Source organism: Methylobacterium sp. A54F (genome assembly GCF_053346035.1).
Genome location: NZ_JBKFBF010000012.1, coordinates 26,960 through 40,896, shown reverse-complemented (window position 1 = coordinate 40,896; position 13,937 = coordinate 26,960). Strand labels below are relative to the sequence as shown.

Here is a 13,937-nt window from a genome sequence, read left to right as displayed (position 1 = left end):
CCGATGCAGACGAACGATGTTCTGGGCGCCGGCGTCGCTGCCGGGGCCGCTCTATTCATGTCCGCGGCCCTGGAGGCCAGCCTCATCCCGGTCACCGTCCACCACTTCGAGTGCTTCGATGCGGACGGGCGGCTCAAGTGGGAGGAGACCGTCACCAACCTCACCACGAACGCCGGCCTCAACGACATGCTGAGCCGGTACTGGAAGGGCAACGCCTACACGGCGGCCTTCTACGTGGGTCTGAAGGGCGGCGGCACCATCGCGGCCTCCGACACGCAGGCCTCGCACGCAGGCTGGGCCGAGGTGGGCGCCTACTCGAACGGCGCGCGTCAGGCCCTCGTGCTCGGCGCGGTCGCAGCGCAGTCCGTCGACAACTCGGCCTCCAAGGCGAGCTTCAACATCAACGCCACCGCCACGGTCACGGGCGCCTTCGTCACCACGGACGCGACGCTGAACGGCACCGCCGGGACGCTGGTCGGCGCATCCGACTTCGCGGCGAGCCGCACCGTGCAGAGCGGCGACGTCCTCAACGTCACGGTCACCGCCACCGCTGCAACGGCCTGACAGGCGGCCGCCCGCGGGCGGCTGCCGCCCCCTTCCCCTCGCACCCCTGAGAGCGCCCCATGAAGATCATCCGCATGACGGAGACGGTGGAGCACCGCTTCGTGTTCGATCCGGCCACGCCGCCGGTCCCCGTCAACGACCTCGCCCGGCTCCGCGCCTACGAGGTGGCCCGGGCCGAGATCTCCGAGACGGACCTCGTGGGCGCCGTCTGGAAGGTGCCGGCCGGCGCCGAGATCCGCGTGCCCGACCGCTGCGCCGACAAGATCGTGACACTCGGCTACGCGACCCTCATCGAGGTCGACGCCGCGCTGGCGGCCGAGGCCTGAGCCCATGCCGGCCCTCGATCAGACGCTTGCGCTCTGGGCTGGCGACACCCGGCGGGTCACGATCCCGGTGCGCGACGCCGACAAGAGCGCACCGAACCTCTCGGACGCGACCGCGGCCTGGTGGATGGGGGACGCGCCGACCTCGGCCGCCGAGCCGAAGCGCGTGCTCATCCGCAAGGCCACCGGCGCCGAGCTCACCATCGTGCAGGTCGACGGCGTCTGGTCGCTTCGCTTCACGATCGAGACCGAGGACACGCTCAACCTGCCGCCTGGCGCCTACTACCACGAAGCCGAAGTCACCGACGCCGACGGAAACCGCTCGACCGTGACGGTCGGCCGCTTCGTGATCCAGCCGACGATCATCCGCCCGGCCGGCTGACACCGCACTCCTCTCAGCCGGAGACCGATCGTGCTCCTGCAGCGCCTCGCGCTGCGGGTCTCCGCGCCCAATCGACCGGGCGATCTCGGCTCAATCCGCGGCGAGCCTTACTCGCGCGGATCCTTCGGCTTGAGCGCCGCACCGAGGCCGAGCATCAGACCGCTACCGCCGAACGCCAAGAGGGCCAGGATCACCAGGTCTTCGCCCATCGCCTATTGCTCCTCAGTTGTTGAGCCGCTCGACGATCACCCCGCTGGGCCAGAGTCGCGCCGGCAGATCAGGGTGGCCGTAATAGCCAGCCTCGCGCGCCATGGCGTCGAGCGCACTCAGCTCGTCCCGGGCGGGACCCCGCCAGAGGACCTCGCCGGTGGCGCATACGCGGATCTGAAAAATCGGCATCGCGGCCTCCACGGGCGCTGAGCGCGGAGTCGACGCATAACCCGGTCCAGCCGCTCCGCGGCGGATCGTCCATTCAACTCGGAGACCGACCATGCTCCTGCAGCGCTTCGCGCTGCGGGCCGCCCTCGCTTGCTTCACGCTCGCGAGCGCGCCCGCCTGCGCCGCTTCCTTCAGCGGCACCGTCTCGCACTACGGCTACGAGAGCGGCAAGCTCACGGCCAACGGCGAGGACTTCGACCCCCAGGGCCCGACCTGTGCGCACTGGACCCTGCCGTTCAATACGGTGCTGCGCGTCACCGACCGGGCGACCGGGCGTTCGGTGGAGTGTCGGGTCAATGACCGCGGGCCCCACCCACGTCTGCACCGCACGCTCGACCTCACCGACGGCAAGGCGCGCGAGCTCGGCATGGGCCGGCGCGGGCTGATCCGGGCTGAAATCACGGTGGTGAAGCTCGGCGACGGCGCCACGCATCACCGCCGCCACCGACACCGTCGGGGCTGACCGCGATGCGCCTCGCCCTCGCCGGCGCGCTTCTGGCCGCCACCCTGACGGCGCCGGCGCTCGCCGCCCCGCGCACCTTGCCCCGCCTGCCGAAGCGGATGGCCCCCGCCGAGGCGATGCTCTCGGCCGGCCCGATTCCGCCCGGCGGCACGCTCATCGTCTCGGGTGCCGCCGCCGGGTCGCATCTGCGCACGCTCGAGCTCGACGACCTGGCACCCGCACGGATCCGCCTGACGATCCCGTTCTGAGCCGCCCTCCTCATCCTGGTGATCTTCATGACCGACTGGAAGCGGATCCTCCGCGCCATCGCGCCCGCCGCGCGCGCCGACATCATCGCGGCACTCGTCGCGGCCGACGACCGGCTCATGGAGGCCGAGATCACCACGCCGCTCCGGATCGCGCACTTCCTCGCCCAGGTGGCGGCGGAGACCGGCGGCTTCCGGCTGCTCGAGGAGAACCTCTCCTACTCGGCTGAGCGGCTGTGCGCGGTCTGGCCGAAGCGGTTCCCGAGCCTCACGGCCGCCAAGCCCTTCGCCCGGAACCCCAAGGCGCTCGCCGAGAAGGTCTACGGCAACCGCCCGAACCTCGGGAACGTGCGCCCAGGCGACGGCTGGCGCTACCGCGGCGGCGGCATGCTGCAGACCACGGGCCGGGCGAATTACCGGGCCGCCGGCTTCGAGGATGATCCGGACCGTCTGCGGCAGCCCACCAGCGCGCTTGCCGCGGCGCTGACCTACTGGACGGACCACGACTGCAACGCGCTCGCCGACGCCGATGACCTGGAGGCGCTGCGCCGCCGGGTGAACGGCGGCGTGAACGGGCTCGCCGACGCTCGGGCCTACCTCGCGAAGGTGAAGGCTGCCGTCCGCACGATCCCGGCCCAGGCGAAGCTCAAGGCGCTGCGGTACCCGGTCGGTGCCGTCGACGGGGACCACGGCGACCGCACCACGGCGGCCGTGCAGCTGCTGCAGCGCAAGGCCGGCCTGCCCGTCACGGGCGAGCTCGACGACGGCACGCTCGCCGCGCTCGACACCGCCGAGCCGCTCGCGGTCGCGAGCAAGAATGCCAACCTGGCGCGCAGCCGCACCGTCCAGGGTGCGGGCGTCGCGGGCACCTTCGGCTTCGCGGAAGTCGCCCAGAGCGTCGGCGAGCTGAAAGACCAGGCCGAGAGCGCCCACCAGCAGATCTCGGCCGGCACTGTGTTCGGTCTCGTCATGGGCGCCCTGATCGTCGCCGGCGCCCTCTACGCCCTCTACGCGCGCTGGGACGACGCCGGCCGGCCCGTGCCGGGCTTCCTCGCGCGCCGCTTCCCCCGTCTCGCTGGAGCGCCCGCCTGATGCCCGACTTCTCGCCCCTCTCGATACAGTTCGCCTTCCTGAAGGCGCTCCTCATCACCCTGTTGCCGGTCTCGATCGGCGCCTTCCTCGCCGGCGTCGCGATCCTCGTGGTGGTCGGCCTCGGCCTCTACGCGCTGCCGCCCCGCTGGAAATTCCCTGTCCTCGTGCTCGGCACCGTGCTCGCCGCGGCCGGCCCGCTCTGGCAGGCCGCCGAGGCCGAGGGCGGTCGGAAGGTCCTGATCCGCGATCACGCCCGGGCGCTAGCCGCCGAGACCGAGCGCGCCGACCTCTCCGATGCAGCCGCCCGGGACATCGGCGCCCAGGCCGTACGCGACGCCGAAGATCACGAAGCCGCCCTCCAAGCTCTGAAGGACCTGAACCATGCCGCGGACGCCCATCCGGACCGTGATCACATCGCTGTGCCTCGCGACCTCGCTCGGGGCCTGCGTGCATTCCGGGGCAGCTCCCGTTGACCCGAGCCTCGGCGCGGCCGTCGCCTACCGGGTGACGCTGCCGCCGCCGCCGGCTGACGTCGAGGCCTGCCTGCGCAAGGCCTTCCCGGAGATCCCGGACCGGGATCTGACCACGCGCGACACCGTGCGCATCCTCGGCAGGGCCATCGTCCAGGACAAGGCGAAGACCGCCTGCGGGCTGCGGGCGGTGGCCTGGATCAACCGCGTGCGGGCGGATTTCGCCCGCTGACCCACCCAAGGCTCGCGAAACCTTCGCGGGCCTTGTCACCCTCGGCGCGACCGGAACACCGGCGCGCCTTTCCGGCCTTGGGGGCCAACCATGATCTCCGTCCTGATCGAACACGCCAAGACCGGGGCCGCTGCGCTCGGGGTCGGCGGCAGCTTCCTCGCGGCCTATACCGCGCTCGGCTTGCCGCTGCCGGCGAGCCAAGCCTTCGTCGAGGGCAAGGTCGCCACCGTCGTCTCCCGGATCGAGGCGTCCGACCTCGCCACCGGCAAGAAGATCGACGGCCTCGCCGCCACCACCCTGGAGCTGCAGCGCAAGGCGATCACCCAGCAGAAGGCGCGCCTGCGCTTCGAGCTCGGGGCGAACACCGCGCTGGCGCCCAAGGCCGAGCCGGCGCGCCGCGTCACGCTCGAGCGTCGCGCGGCAGAGATCCAGGACGAGCTCGCCGATCTCGACCGAGACGACGAGGGCCTGCGGGGCCGCATCGAGCGGCTGCGCCAGCCCTGAGGATCGGATGTCCTGGTTCATCCTGCTGACGCTGGCCCATGCCCTGGCCGTGCAGGGCCCGTCCGCTCCGGTCTACGTGAACCGGGGGGCGATCATCACAGCACGGTCGCCGGAGCCCCCGGATCCGCTGCGGCCGAGCGCCCGGACGCTCCTGCGGCTGTCCGGGCCGGCCGTGCTGTTCATCGCCGAGACGCCGGCCGAAGTAGTGCGGGCGCCGTGCATCGACCGTTAACATTCGTCAACACCCTCGCGCGTCGCGGTTGAGCCCCGGCCGATCATCGTAAGACCGATCTCACTCGCTTGATGCGTGTGCCCCCGTGGTGCTGGAGCCCTCCGCTCCGGTACCGCGGGGGCTTTTCTGCGTTTTAGGGCCGAGCTGACGCACATCACCAACTGCCAGCTGCGGCGCCTGTCGCTGCTCCTCCTAAGCATCTGGATCGTGTTGACCGCTACGGTGTGGAACTGGCGGGACCGGCCGACGCCGGGATGAAAGCTGGCCGCCCGGTCGTCTACTCACTGACCCATCCCAGGGTGATCTACCTTCCGCCCCGTCAGCCTCGCGCTGGCGGGGCTTTTTCGTGCTTGCGTTCGCGGCGGCTCCCGAGGAGATAGGCGCGCCGGCATGCCGTCGCCGGTCGTCTGCGCCAGCCGAGGTCTGCCCCCGCAATCACCTCGGCTGGTGCGGAATGACCGAGGGCGCTGGCCGCCATAATCCCGACGCGCGCAGCCAGCACGATCCCGCTCCCACCTGAGACCCCTTCAGCCCGCCCGGCTCCGGCCGCGGCGGGCTCCTTATTGAGTGCCCGGATCGCGCCCGCCTGGATCGCACAGATCGACGCAGGCTCGAGCGGCATAACCTGGGTGAAAGCGGCGCCGCCGAACTCCCCTTAAGCCTCGCTGCAATCGGGCGCCCTAACCTTGGCACGCGCACGAGTGAGAGCACGCTCGCTCCCGCCCCTTTATGGCGGAGGAACGCGGGTTGCGCTTCTACTTCAACGTCTGCGACGGCACGAGCCTGCCCGATTGTGAGGGCGCAGACTTCACGGACCACGCCGATGCGATGGCCCGCGCGATCCGTCTATCGATCGAGTACCTGAAGCGCATCTCCGACCAGCATCCTCGTCAGGAAAACTGGGAGATGGAGGTCACCGACGAGCGCGGGCTTACCCTTTTTCGCCTGGACTTCCAGAACATGGAGGCGCTCGTCGAATATGAGCGCCGGTCATGACGCCGAGGCTGCTGCCCGGGGCCTGGGCAATCTTCCTAGCTCTCGTGCTTCTGCAGTTCGGCCTGGCTCTCGCGATGGCCTTCGTCGACTGACTTCTGCGCAATAGCGAATGAGGAAGCAGTGGCGGTATGGCACGCTCGATGCAACAATTTGCCGTCGGCCTCCTCCCGACAGCCGCGTCCGCTCTGGCTTTCTCTTCTTTGCGCCCGGTGCGGACGCGGCACCCAATCGTAGCCTGCACCGACTCAGTTCAGCGGCTTGATCCGCTCAGCCGTCCGTGCAGCCAGCGCTCGCCCGATCTCGAACAATGCGACGCGCAAGCTAGGCAGCGCTGCCTTGCCACCGTCCTGCTCGATCAGGGAATGGGCGAGGAGCAGGCAATCGGCGGTTTGATCAAGCATGCAACTGGGCGCGGTGCCAGCATGGGTAGGTGGCGGGACGAAGCGACCGACGTTGCCATAGGCTCCGATCGCATCAGTTGCACCGTCGGCCAGCTCAGTCAGCGATCCAAGATAACCAATGAAGGAGCTATCCGGCGGCCCAAACGATGGAACACCGCCGGCGATGACCCAGCGGAAGCTGTTGTCGGGCTTAAGCAGGCGATACCGGATGCTGAATTCTGCGGCTTCTTTCAGTGCAGTGTCGAGTGTATGGTTCGCGACATCACGATCGTCTGCGTGCACTCTGGCGAGCCATCCTCGGCCCAACGAGGCCCCTACCTCTTGTCCGGTGAGCTGCTCCCACTCCTGACTCGCGTGAGTGCGCTGTCCAGTTACATCAGTCACAAAAATCATTCTGGCCCCCCGACCTGAACCAAACGCTGGGGCATAGGTTCGCCCAAGAACGAGCGACGGATTTCTGCGGGAAGCAATAACCTATGTTTATAGCATGGTTCTTAAGTAACAGCGCCGATCGCGAGCTGCGTCATGGCCGATGATCAAGAGTTTCTCGAGGACAGGCTCCGGCAAATAGCCGACAGTCTCGGCATTCCGCTCGAACAGTTCTACGGTGATGTGCCGCCGTCCCATCTTGCAGATACGAATGAATTACTCAATCTATGGTATCGCCTCAAAACTGACGCCGAGCGCAACAGAGCCCTCGACGCTCTCCGTAGCATTTTGGACGAGAAAGCGTAAATTCTAACAGCGCTGATGTAGCGCGAATGATACAGTAATCGACCGGAAGAATGATAAGTTTCCACATCCTCGCTGGTGAGGGTGTGCCTTGATCACTTCCCGTCTCGGATCTCCGAGGCGGGTTTTTTCTCGTTTGGGTTCACCTATGTGAAACCCGTTGACGCCGCGACATGCCATGGCTGTTCCGTCGGTGGGCATGCGTTCTCGCCGGCATGGGTCCTGTCGGCACGTATCCGCCCCCAAGCGGTGCTGGCGGGACCCTTCAGCCGCTCTGCCTTAGCCCGCCCGGCTCGCGCCGCGGCGGGCTTTTTCGTGCGTTGGTGGTCAGCCCCACCTCTCTGGCCGCGGCGCCTGCCACCTCACCTCATTCACTCGGTAGTTCGTCTTGCTCGGCCAGTGCCGCCAAGTCTCGACCCGGGGGCGTCCTAGGCCTCAATTTCGCATTGTAGCAAGCGTCGGGATTTCGATGCCTGCGGCAGGTGTGCTGGGTCGGCTTGAGGAGGCGCGTGATGGCAAGGAAGGCGGCGGTCCGGCGACTAACCCCTGCACCTACCCACCCAGGGCGCATTCTTCGCGAGGAGGTCCTGGCCGCTCTTGAGATGTCGATCCCCGATGCGGCTGCCTACCTCGGCATCTCACGGCAGGCGCTCCACCGCTTCGTGATGGAGCGATCAGGCGTGACGCCGAACATGGCACTTCGGCTTGGTAAGTTCTGCGGCAATGGACCAGAGGCGTGGCTCAACCTTCAGAGCCTTTACGACCTATGGCGCCTCAGGCCCGAGATCGCACAAGAGTTGGAGAGGATTCCGACGATGCATCCATCGGGGAGGGCATGTCGTTGACCGTCGCGGCATTGAGCTATCAGGATTGGTGGCCGGTGAGACGATACAGCGTGACCAGCCCTATTCCGCTCCGCGCTTGGGCAACACGTACCCCGCCCGCCAGACGCCAATCTCCGACAGCGTGGAGCCACCGGCAAAGCCCACGAGCCCTTCGTCTACGAGCACCCGCAGGACAGCGCCGATCTCCTCGATGCTGATCAGCTTGCCCGTCCGCTCCAGGATCCAGATCTCGATCTCCACCCCTGTGGCGTAGGGCGCCAGAGCCTCGACGGCTTCAAAGATCAGGGCTCTGACGCGGGCGGCACGCGTGCGTCGAGCCGAGGCGAGCATAACGGCCGTCAGCGTGATCGTGAGGCTGAAGAGTAGGATCAAGGCCCATTCTACCATGCCCCGTCGGTCGCCCCTCTTCGGGATCGCCGTGCCCGACCCAGTGCGGCCAGGGCTCGATCTTCCGCGTCGTCACAGCATGATCATGTTAGCCTGACCGCGGCGTCGGGTACGTACTTCTTTGGTCTAGCTGGTCGAAGGAGATCGGCGCCACGTGCTCACGCCTGCGCCCGCATCTTCTGCAGGAAGTCCCCAGTTAGCGTCGCTACCATCTAGGTTATCATGATGTGATCAGATTCGCGGGGGCGGGCTCGCAGTGTCATTAGAGACCCGCCAGTAGCAACACGCGACCGGGGGCTCATGTATCCACCCGCCCCTAGCGGCTCTACCCACCCTGCAGCATCTCAGCGAAATCCTCCGGCACTTCGCCGAACTGCCCGAGGATCGCCGCACTCTCTAACTCTCCGGTCTCATCGTCGGCCACGATCCGGATCGCAGCCGTACCCGGCAGCCGGCCGGCCATGGCCTCGGCCCGCTTCAGCGCCCCGTTCTCCGTCGGCGCGATCTGCCGCTCGCCCGGACCGAGGCGCTTCCGCTTCAGCACGAAGGTCTGCACGAGGTAGCTCATCTTCATCGCCATCGTCGGTCTCCTCTCAGGCTGCCTGCCGCTCGGACCGCACATCGCGGAAGTCGAGCGTAAGGACGCGCCGCCCCGCGGCATCGTGCACGTCGACGATCCAGCCCGACCAGTCGAGCCGGCCGCCGCAGCCCGCCATCATCTCGCGCGCCATGCTCTCAGCCTGGGCGTAGGCCATCTCGGCGTTCTTCAGCCGCTTGCCGATCCGATCGAACACGGCATCGCGACCGTCCGTGCAGTGAAAGCGGTAACGCTCCGCACCCATTGCGTTTCTCCTGAACCATCCACAGGCGTGCACAGGCACGAACCGGCCCTTCGCCCAATCCGATTGAACTCGGACAGCGCCTGCTGTTTGTTCTGCTTTCGTTCTTGCGGGAGTGGGTCTTGGACGTCTACCGTGTCGGTGCATTAGCCGCAGGCGATCGCGGTCTCGTCCACATCCCGATCCTGGGTCCTTATCTCTGCGCCGGCTTTCCCTCGCCCGCCGACGACTTCCTGGAGGGCGCTCTCGAACTGCCGCGCTGGCTCGCTCCGAACCCGCCAGCCACCTTTGCCTGGAACATCGCGGGCGACTCCATGCGCGGCGCCGGCATCTTCGACCGTGACCTTGCCGTGGTCGATCGCAGCCTCAACCCCGGCCACGGCAGCGTCGTGGTGGCCGCGATCGGCGGCGAGATGTCGATCAAGCGCATGCTGATCGAGGGCAACGTCGCGCGCCTCGCCTTCGACAACCCCGACATGCCCGCCTTCGCGGTGGAGGACCTCGCCGAGGGTGAGATCTGGGGCGTGGTGCGCTTTTCGATCCGCTGGCATGTCGCGCGAGCCGGGCTCGTGCGATGAGCCGCGCCATCGCGCTGATCGACGGCAACTCGTTCTACTGCTCCTGCGAGCGGGTGTTCGACCCCAAGCTCGCCGGCGTGCCCGTCATCGTGCTCTCGAACAACGACGGCTGCGCCATCGCTCGCACGGCTGAGGCCAAGGCGCTCGGCATCCGCATGGGCGAGCCCTACTTTAAGATCCGCGAGTTGTGCCGCCAGAAGGGCGTGCGGGTGTTCTCCTCGAACTACACCCTCTACGGCGACATGTCGGCGCGCACCAACGCAGTCTACCGCGACTTCGCGCAGGCCGTGGAGATCTACTCGATCGACGAGAGCTTCCTCGACCTCTCGGACGTGCGAGAGGGTCAGCGCCTGGAGCTCGCCCGCGACCTGCGCGCCACGGTGCGGGCCTGGACTGGCATCCCGACCTGCGTCGGCATCGGCCCCACAAAGACGCTCGCCAAGCTCGCCAACCACATCGCCAAGAGCATCCCAGAGCTCGGCGGCGTGTGCGACCTCTGCGACGAGGACGAGCGCGCGGCTTGGCTCTGCCGAGTGCATGTCGGCGAGGTCTGGGGGATCGGGCGGGCCTCTCTCGCCAAGCTCGAGGCGATGGGCGTCGACAGCGTGGCGGACCTGCGCGACCTCGACCCGCGACCGGTGCGCAAGGCGATGACGGTGGTGGGCGAGCGCATCATCCACGAACTGCGCGGGCTCGCCTGCCTGCCGCTCGAGCTGATGCCGGCGCAGCGCAAGGGCTGCGCGGTGACGCGCTCGTTCTCAAGCCGCATCACCGACCGGGCGACGCTGGAGGAGGCGGTGGCGGCGCACGCGGCGCGGCTCGGCGAGAAGCTGCGGCGCGGCGGGCTCGGCACCAACCACGTCAGCGTCTTCTACCATACGAGCGAGCACGACCGCGGCGAGCCGATGCGCTCGGTCTCGACGACGGTGACGCTGCCGGAGGCGACGAACGACACGCTGGTGCTGATTCGCGCGGCTTGCCACGGGGTAGCTAAGACCTGGCGGGAGCCTGCCGAGCGGGCATGGCGCTACTCGAAGGCCGGGGTGATCACTACGGACCTGATGCGGCTGGCGGACAGCCCGCGGGCGCTGATTGGGCGGATGGATCGCGAGCGCTCCGGCGCGCTGATGGCTGCGATGGACACCTGCAATGCGCGCTTCGGTCGCGGCAGCGTGGTGCCTGCGCGCGCTGGGCTCGAGCCCAAGCGGGCGTGGAACACCAAGTTCGAGATGCGCACGCCGCGCTACACCACTCAGGTGAGCGAGCTGCCCACGGCGCATGCGTGAGCCCTCGCGACCAGAGGCGTCGGGTCAAGGGGTCGGTGAGCCAGGATCAGCGTCGTTCGCATCCTGGCCGTCGGAACGCGTCGTCTGCCTACGAGGCGGTGATCGCCTTCGTTGCAGGCTCGTGCACGCGGATCGCACCAGAGAAGTCGAGCCCATCGCCCGCTCCGAGCAGAAACAGGCTCGTGGTCAGGTCCACGCGGCAGGCGTCTACCGCGGCGCGGACCTCGACTTCGGTGTTCGCCTTGGCCTTGTGGAGCTCGCCGAGGGTGGATGATTCGGCCATGTCGCTCTCAGACCGAGCCGGCAGGAACGTCCGAGCAACCAGTTCGGGACTTTTTTCGGGACTTCCTGTCTCGAAGCGCCGCAAATGCCCCCTTCTGTTCTCGCTCGGTTCGCATCTATTTCGACGGCGCAACCCCTGGAGAAATACAGAAAGCCCTGACTCTCCAAGGGGATAAGGTGGTGCCGGTTGCGGGACTTGAACTCGCGACCTACCGCTTACAAGGCGGTTGCTCTACCAGCTGAGCTAAACCGGCTCGGCTGCCTGCGCTACCAGCGCGGGTGGCACGGTGCAAGTCCGAAGCGGTGTCCGAACCGCAGCCGGGGGTCCGGCGCCCGCCCGTTCAGCGCCGGTTCAAGCTCGACAGTTCATCTGAATAACAAGGCCACGCTTTCGACGTCTAGCAGCAGCCTTTATTTCTGATTGTTTCAGAAAACAGCCGGGCATCGAAAGATTAAGCCCAGATGAATGCTGCTTTCAGAACCCGTTAAATCCGCCATCGCTAGCACGACGCCGATACGGCGATGCACCGGCCGCGGCCTCCGGATGACGGGGCATGCCGCCGGGCGGTGCGGAATCGTCGAGCCTCACCCGAAGGGCGACGATGACGGGCGGACACGGTGCGGATCGGAACGGCAAGGCTCCCTGGGAAGCCCCTTCTGAGGCCTCTTCGGAGATCCCTTGCCGCGTGGGCTCGACCCCGCGCGGCCGTCTCGATCCCGCGGCGCGTCGCCGGATCGGGCAGGGCCTGCGCGCCCTCTACGCGGATGTCCTGTCCGCGCCCGTCCCCGTCCGCTTCGAGGTGCTGCTCGCGACTCTCGCCGCCCGGCCCGCACCCGAGGAGTCCGCGCGATGATGCAGACCGTTCCCGTCGGCACGCCCCCGGGCGCCGATGCCGAGATGCGCGATCTCCTCCTCGGCGCGATCCCGGCGCTACGCGCCTTCGCCTTCTCGCTGACCTACGACCTCGACCGCAGCGACGACCTCGTGCAGGACACCCTCGTGCGGGCCTGGACCAAAGCTGACAGCTTCCGGCGCGGCACGAACCTGACCGCGTGGCTGTTTACCATCCTGCGCAACCTGTTCTACTCCGAGCAGCGCAAGCGCAAGCGCGAGGTGGAGGACGCCGACGGCGCCATGGCGGCCCGCCTCACCAGCCTGCCCGAGCAGGACGTGCGGGTGGAGATGCGCGAGTTCCAGACGGCCCTCGACCGGCTGCCCTTCGCCCAGCGGGAGGCCCTGGTCCTCGTCGGCGCGCAGAGCTTCACCTACGAGGAGGCGGCCGAGATCTGCGGCGTCGCGGTCGGCACCATCAAGAGCCGCGTCAGCCGCGCCCGCGTCCGCCTGATCGAGGACCTCGGCATGCAGGGCACCGACGACATCGGCACCGATGCCCTGACCCGCGCGGCCCTCGCCCAGACCTGAGGCGCGACGCCGGCAGCGTTCACAGATCCTCAACGCCGCGGGGCCTATCAGGGAGGCGTGCGAGGTCGGTCATGATGTGGAAGGTCGGCGCAGCGCTCGCCGCGCTCGTCATGCTGCTGGGCGCCACGGGTCTCGAGGCTCCGGACCCGCGCGCGGCCTGGCGCCGGGACTACCGGGCGCCCGCCGCGATTCCGTTCCCGGAGGACAAGCCCTACGCGCAGGCGAAGGCCGAGCTCGGCCGCCGGCTGTTCTTCGATCCGATCCTGTCCGGCGACGGGTCGCGCGCCTGCGTGAGCTGCCACGTGCCCGATCTCGGCTGGAGCGACGGGCGCGCGCGGGCGCAGAGCCGCCACGACCGTGCGATGGACCTGCGCACGCCGACCCTCGTCAACCTCGCCTGGCAGGAGGGCCGCCTCGGCTGGGACGGCAAGTTCCGGGACCTCGAATCGGTCGCCTTCATGCCGATCACGGCGCCCGGCAACATGAACCTGCCGGAGGACGAGCTCCTGCGCCGGCTCGCCGCGGACGCGGGCTACGCCGCGGCCTTCGCGGGCGCCTTCCCGGACGCTGCCATCACCCGCCCGCGGGTCGAGGAGGCCTTGGGCACCTTCCAGCGGCTGATCGTCTCCGCGCCCGCGCCCTTCGACCGCTGGATCGCCGGGGACGAGGCCGCAATCGGGCCCGCCGCGAAGCGCGGCTTCGACCTGTTCAACGGCAAGGCCCATTGTGCCGCCTGCCACAGCGGCTGGTCGTTCAGCGACGGGTCGTTCCACGACATCGGCGTCGCCCGCGACGGCGACCTCGGCCGCGGCCGCTTCTTTCCGACCTCGCTCGCCCTCCAGCACGCCTTCAAGACGCCGAGCCTGCGCGAGATCGAGCGCCGCGCGCCCTACATGCACGACGGCTCGCTGGCGACGCTCGAAGCGGTGATCGAGCTCTACGACCGCGGCGGCATCGCCCGCCCGAGCCGCTCGCCCGAGATCAGGCCCCTGAACCTGACGGCGGGCGAGAAGGCCGACCTCGTCGCCTTCCTGCGCACCCTGAGCGGGGACGCGAACGCCGTGCCGGCGCTCGCGGCGCTCACCGGCGTACCGCCGCGGCCCTGATCAGACCGGCCTTTTTCGAGCACCATCGACCCCCGTCGACCCACGGTTCCGGCGTGCCTTTCGCCCACAACCCACAGCGTTAACCTTTGAGTAAGGTCTCTTAACAAACCGTTGGCG

At 68.4% G+C, this 13,937-nt stretch carries 24 protein-coding genes and 1 tRNA gene; 18 read left to right on the top strand and 7 right to left on the bottom strand.

Translation table 11 applies throughout. The features are described from left to right. Positions 1-3 precede the first annotated feature (3 nt). Genes ACLBXP_RS19075 through ACLBXP_RS19065 form a run of 3 tightly spaced genes read left to right on the top strand, consistent with a single transcriptional unit; the run spans position 4 to position 1,269 of the window. Complete coding sequence (locus ACLBXP_RS19075; RefSeq protein WP_447669332.1) at positions 4-564, top strand: hypothetical protein; 561 nt, start codon at positions 4-6, stop codon at positions 562-564. 59 nt (positions 565-623) lie between these two features. Next, positions 624-890: a hypothetical protein gene (locus ACLBXP_RS19070; RefSeq protein ID WP_447669331.1), complete on the top strand. Its 267-nt coding sequence runs from the start codon at positions 624-626 to the stop codon at positions 888-890. Positions 891-894: 4 nt separating this feature from the next. Beyond that, complete coding sequence (locus tag ACLBXP_RS19065) at positions 895-1,269, top strand: hypothetical protein (RefSeq protein ID WP_447669330.1); 375 nt, start codon at positions 895-897, stop codon at positions 1,267-1,269. Between the two features lie 222 nt (positions 1,270-1,491). Here the strand turns inward: ACLBXP_RS19065 and ACLBXP_RS19060 are convergent, their stop codons facing one another. Beyond that, positions 1,492-1,668 carry a hypothetical protein gene (locus ACLBXP_RS19060; protein ID WP_447669329.1) on the bottom strand — a complete coding sequence of 59 codons (177 nt, stop codon included), beginning with the start codon at positions 1,666-1,668 and terminating at the stop codon, positions 1,492-1,494. A 91-nt stretch (positions 1,669-1,759) separates the two neighbouring features. Here ACLBXP_RS19060 and ACLBXP_RS19055 point away from each other — a divergent pair, with 91 nt between their 5' ends. The 8 genes from ACLBXP_RS19055 to ACLBXP_RS19020 all read left to right on the top strand — a co-directional run bounded on the left by ACLBXP_RS19055 (position 1,760) and on the right by ACLBXP_RS19020 (position 5,941). Then, a complete protein-coding gene (locus tag ACLBXP_RS19055; RefSeq protein WP_447669328.1) occupies positions 1,760-2,170 on the top strand; it encodes a septal ring lytic transglycosylase RlpA family protein in 411 nt (136 codons plus the stop codon). A 5-nt stretch (positions 2,171-2,175) separates the two neighbouring features. After that, positions 2,176-2,418, top strand: coding sequence for a hypothetical protein (locus ACLBXP_RS19050; RefSeq protein ID WP_447669327.1), 243 nt, complete (start codon positions 2,176-2,178; stop codon positions 2,416-2,418). 27 nt (positions 2,419-2,445) lie between these two features. Beyond that, positions 2,446-3,507: a peptidoglycan-binding protein gene (locus tag ACLBXP_RS19045; protein ID WP_447669326.1), complete on the top strand. Its 1,062-nt coding sequence runs from the start codon at positions 2,446-2,448 to the stop codon at positions 3,505-3,507. Further along, positions 3,507-3,980 carry a hypothetical protein gene (locus ACLBXP_RS19040; RefSeq protein ID WP_447669325.1) on the top strand — a complete coding sequence of 158 codons (474 nt, stop codon included), beginning with the start codon at positions 3,507-3,509 and terminating at the stop codon, positions 3,978-3,980. Before ACLBXP_RS19045 ends, ACLBXP_RS19040 begins: the two co-directional genes overlap by 1 nt. Beyond that, positions 3,955-4,209, top strand: a complete 255-nt coding sequence (locus ACLBXP_RS19035; protein ID WP_447669324.1) for a hypothetical protein — start codon at positions 3,955-3,957, stop codon at positions 4,207-4,209. Before ACLBXP_RS19040 ends, ACLBXP_RS19035 begins: the two co-directional genes overlap by 26 nt. Positions 4,210-4,299: 90 nt before the next feature. After that, entirely contained in the window at positions 4,300-4,713 is a 414-nt protein-coding gene (locus tag ACLBXP_RS19030) for a hypothetical protein (RefSeq protein ID WP_447669323.1), read from the top strand. Between the two features lie 7 nt (positions 4,714-4,720). Further along, a complete protein-coding gene (locus ACLBXP_RS19025) occupies positions 4,721-4,945 on the top strand; it encodes a hypothetical protein (RefSeq protein WP_447669322.1) in 225 nt (74 codons plus the stop codon). Between the two features lie 747 nt (positions 4,946-5,692). After that, positions 5,693-5,941 (top strand): DUF6894 family protein, encoded by a 249-nt coding sequence (locus tag ACLBXP_RS19020; protein WP_447669321.1) that lies wholly within the window; start codon positions 5,693-5,695, stop codon positions 5,939-5,941. 245 nt (positions 5,942-6,186) lie between these two features. Here ACLBXP_RS19020 and ACLBXP_RS19015 read toward each other — a convergent pair whose 3' ends face one another. Next, entirely contained in the window at positions 6,187-6,735 is a 549-nt protein-coding gene (locus ACLBXP_RS19015; protein WP_447669320.1) for a PAS domain-containing protein, read from the bottom strand. Between the two features lie 132 nt (positions 6,736-6,867). Between ACLBXP_RS19015 and ACLBXP_RS19010 the strand changes: the two genes are divergently transcribed. Together ACLBXP_RS19010 and ACLBXP_RS19005 are read left to right on the top strand one after the other, a co-directional pair. Further along, positions 6,868-7,077: a hypothetical protein gene (locus ACLBXP_RS19010; protein WP_447669319.1), complete on the top strand. Its 210-nt coding sequence runs from the start codon at positions 6,868-6,870 to the stop codon at positions 7,075-7,077. Between the two features lie 509 nt (positions 7,078-7,586). Further along, the gene (locus ACLBXP_RS19005) at positions 7,587-7,919 is read left to right on the top strand and encodes a HigA family addiction module antitoxin (RefSeq protein ID WP_447669318.1); all 333 of its coding nucleotides are present in this window, start codon (positions 7,587-7,589) and stop codon (positions 7,917-7,919) included. A 60-nt stretch (positions 7,920-7,979) separates the two neighbouring features. Here the strand turns inward: ACLBXP_RS19005 and ACLBXP_RS19000 are convergent, their stop codons facing one another. The 3 genes from ACLBXP_RS19000 to ACLBXP_RS18990 all read right to left on the bottom strand — a co-directional run bounded on the left by ACLBXP_RS19000 (position 7,980) and on the right by ACLBXP_RS18990 (position 9,148). Next, the gene (locus tag ACLBXP_RS19000; RefSeq protein ID WP_447669317.1) at positions 7,980-8,291 is read right to left on the bottom strand and encodes a hypothetical protein; all 312 of its coding nucleotides are present in this window, start codon (positions 8,289-8,291) and stop codon (positions 7,980-7,982) included. 340 nt (positions 8,292-8,631) lie between these two features. After that, positions 8,632-8,886: a hypothetical protein gene (locus ACLBXP_RS18995; protein ID WP_447669316.1), complete on the bottom strand. Its 255-nt coding sequence runs from the start codon at positions 8,884-8,886 to the stop codon at positions 8,632-8,634. 13 nt (positions 8,887-8,899) lie between these two features. Beyond that, on the bottom strand, positions 8,900-9,148 hold the full coding sequence (locus ACLBXP_RS18990; protein ID WP_447669315.1) for a DUF6894 family protein: 249 nt from the start codon (positions 9,146-9,148) through the stop codon (positions 8,900-8,902). 119 nt (positions 9,149-9,267) lie between these two features. On the opposite strand from ACLBXP_RS18990, the gene ACLBXP_RS18985 reads away from it, so the two are divergent. Continuing rightward, positions 9,268-9,723 (top strand): LexA family protein, encoded by a 456-nt coding sequence (locus ACLBXP_RS18985; RefSeq protein WP_447669314.1) that lies wholly within the window; start codon positions 9,268-9,270, stop codon positions 9,721-9,723. After that, positions 9,720-11,009 (top strand): Y-family DNA polymerase, encoded by a 1,290-nt coding sequence (locus ACLBXP_RS18980; protein ID WP_447669313.1) that lies wholly within the window; start codon positions 9,720-9,722, stop codon positions 11,007-11,009. The genes ACLBXP_RS18985 and ACLBXP_RS18980 overlap by 4 nt, the downstream gene beginning before the upstream one ends. A gap of 88 nt (positions 11,010-11,097) precedes the next feature. On the opposite strand, the gene ACLBXP_RS18975 is transcribed toward ACLBXP_RS18980, so the two are convergent. Next, on the bottom strand, positions 11,098-11,292 hold the full coding sequence (locus ACLBXP_RS18975; protein WP_447669312.1) for a hypothetical protein: 195 nt from the start codon (positions 11,290-11,292) through the stop codon (positions 11,098-11,100). Positions 11,293-11,469: 177 nt separating this feature from the next. Further along, a tRNA-Thr gene (locus ACLBXP_RS18970) sits at positions 11,470-11,545 on the bottom strand. Positions 11,546-11,977: 432 nt separating this feature from the next. Between ACLBXP_RS18970 and ACLBXP_RS18965 the strand changes: the two genes are divergently transcribed. The 3 genes from ACLBXP_RS18965 to ACLBXP_RS18955 all read left to right on the top strand — a co-directional run bounded on the left by ACLBXP_RS18965 (position 11,978) and on the right by ACLBXP_RS18955 (position 13,820). Continuing rightward, the gene (locus ACLBXP_RS18965) at positions 11,978-12,145 is read left to right on the top strand and encodes a NepR family anti-sigma factor (RefSeq protein WP_447669311.1); all 168 of its coding nucleotides are present in this window, start codon (positions 11,978-11,980) and stop codon (positions 12,143-12,145) included. Continuing rightward, positions 12,142-12,714 (top strand): sigma-70 family RNA polymerase sigma factor, encoded by a 573-nt coding sequence (locus tag ACLBXP_RS18960; protein WP_447669310.1) that lies wholly within the window; start codon positions 12,142-12,144, stop codon positions 12,712-12,714. Before ACLBXP_RS18965 ends, ACLBXP_RS18960 begins: the two co-directional genes overlap by 4 nt. Before the next feature lie 71 nt (positions 12,715-12,785). Then, positions 12,786-13,820 (top strand): cytochrome-c peroxidase, encoded by a 1,035-nt coding sequence (locus tag ACLBXP_RS18955; RefSeq protein WP_447669309.1) that lies wholly within the window; start codon positions 12,786-12,788, stop codon positions 13,818-13,820. Positions 13,821-13,937: the final 117 nt, after the last annotated feature.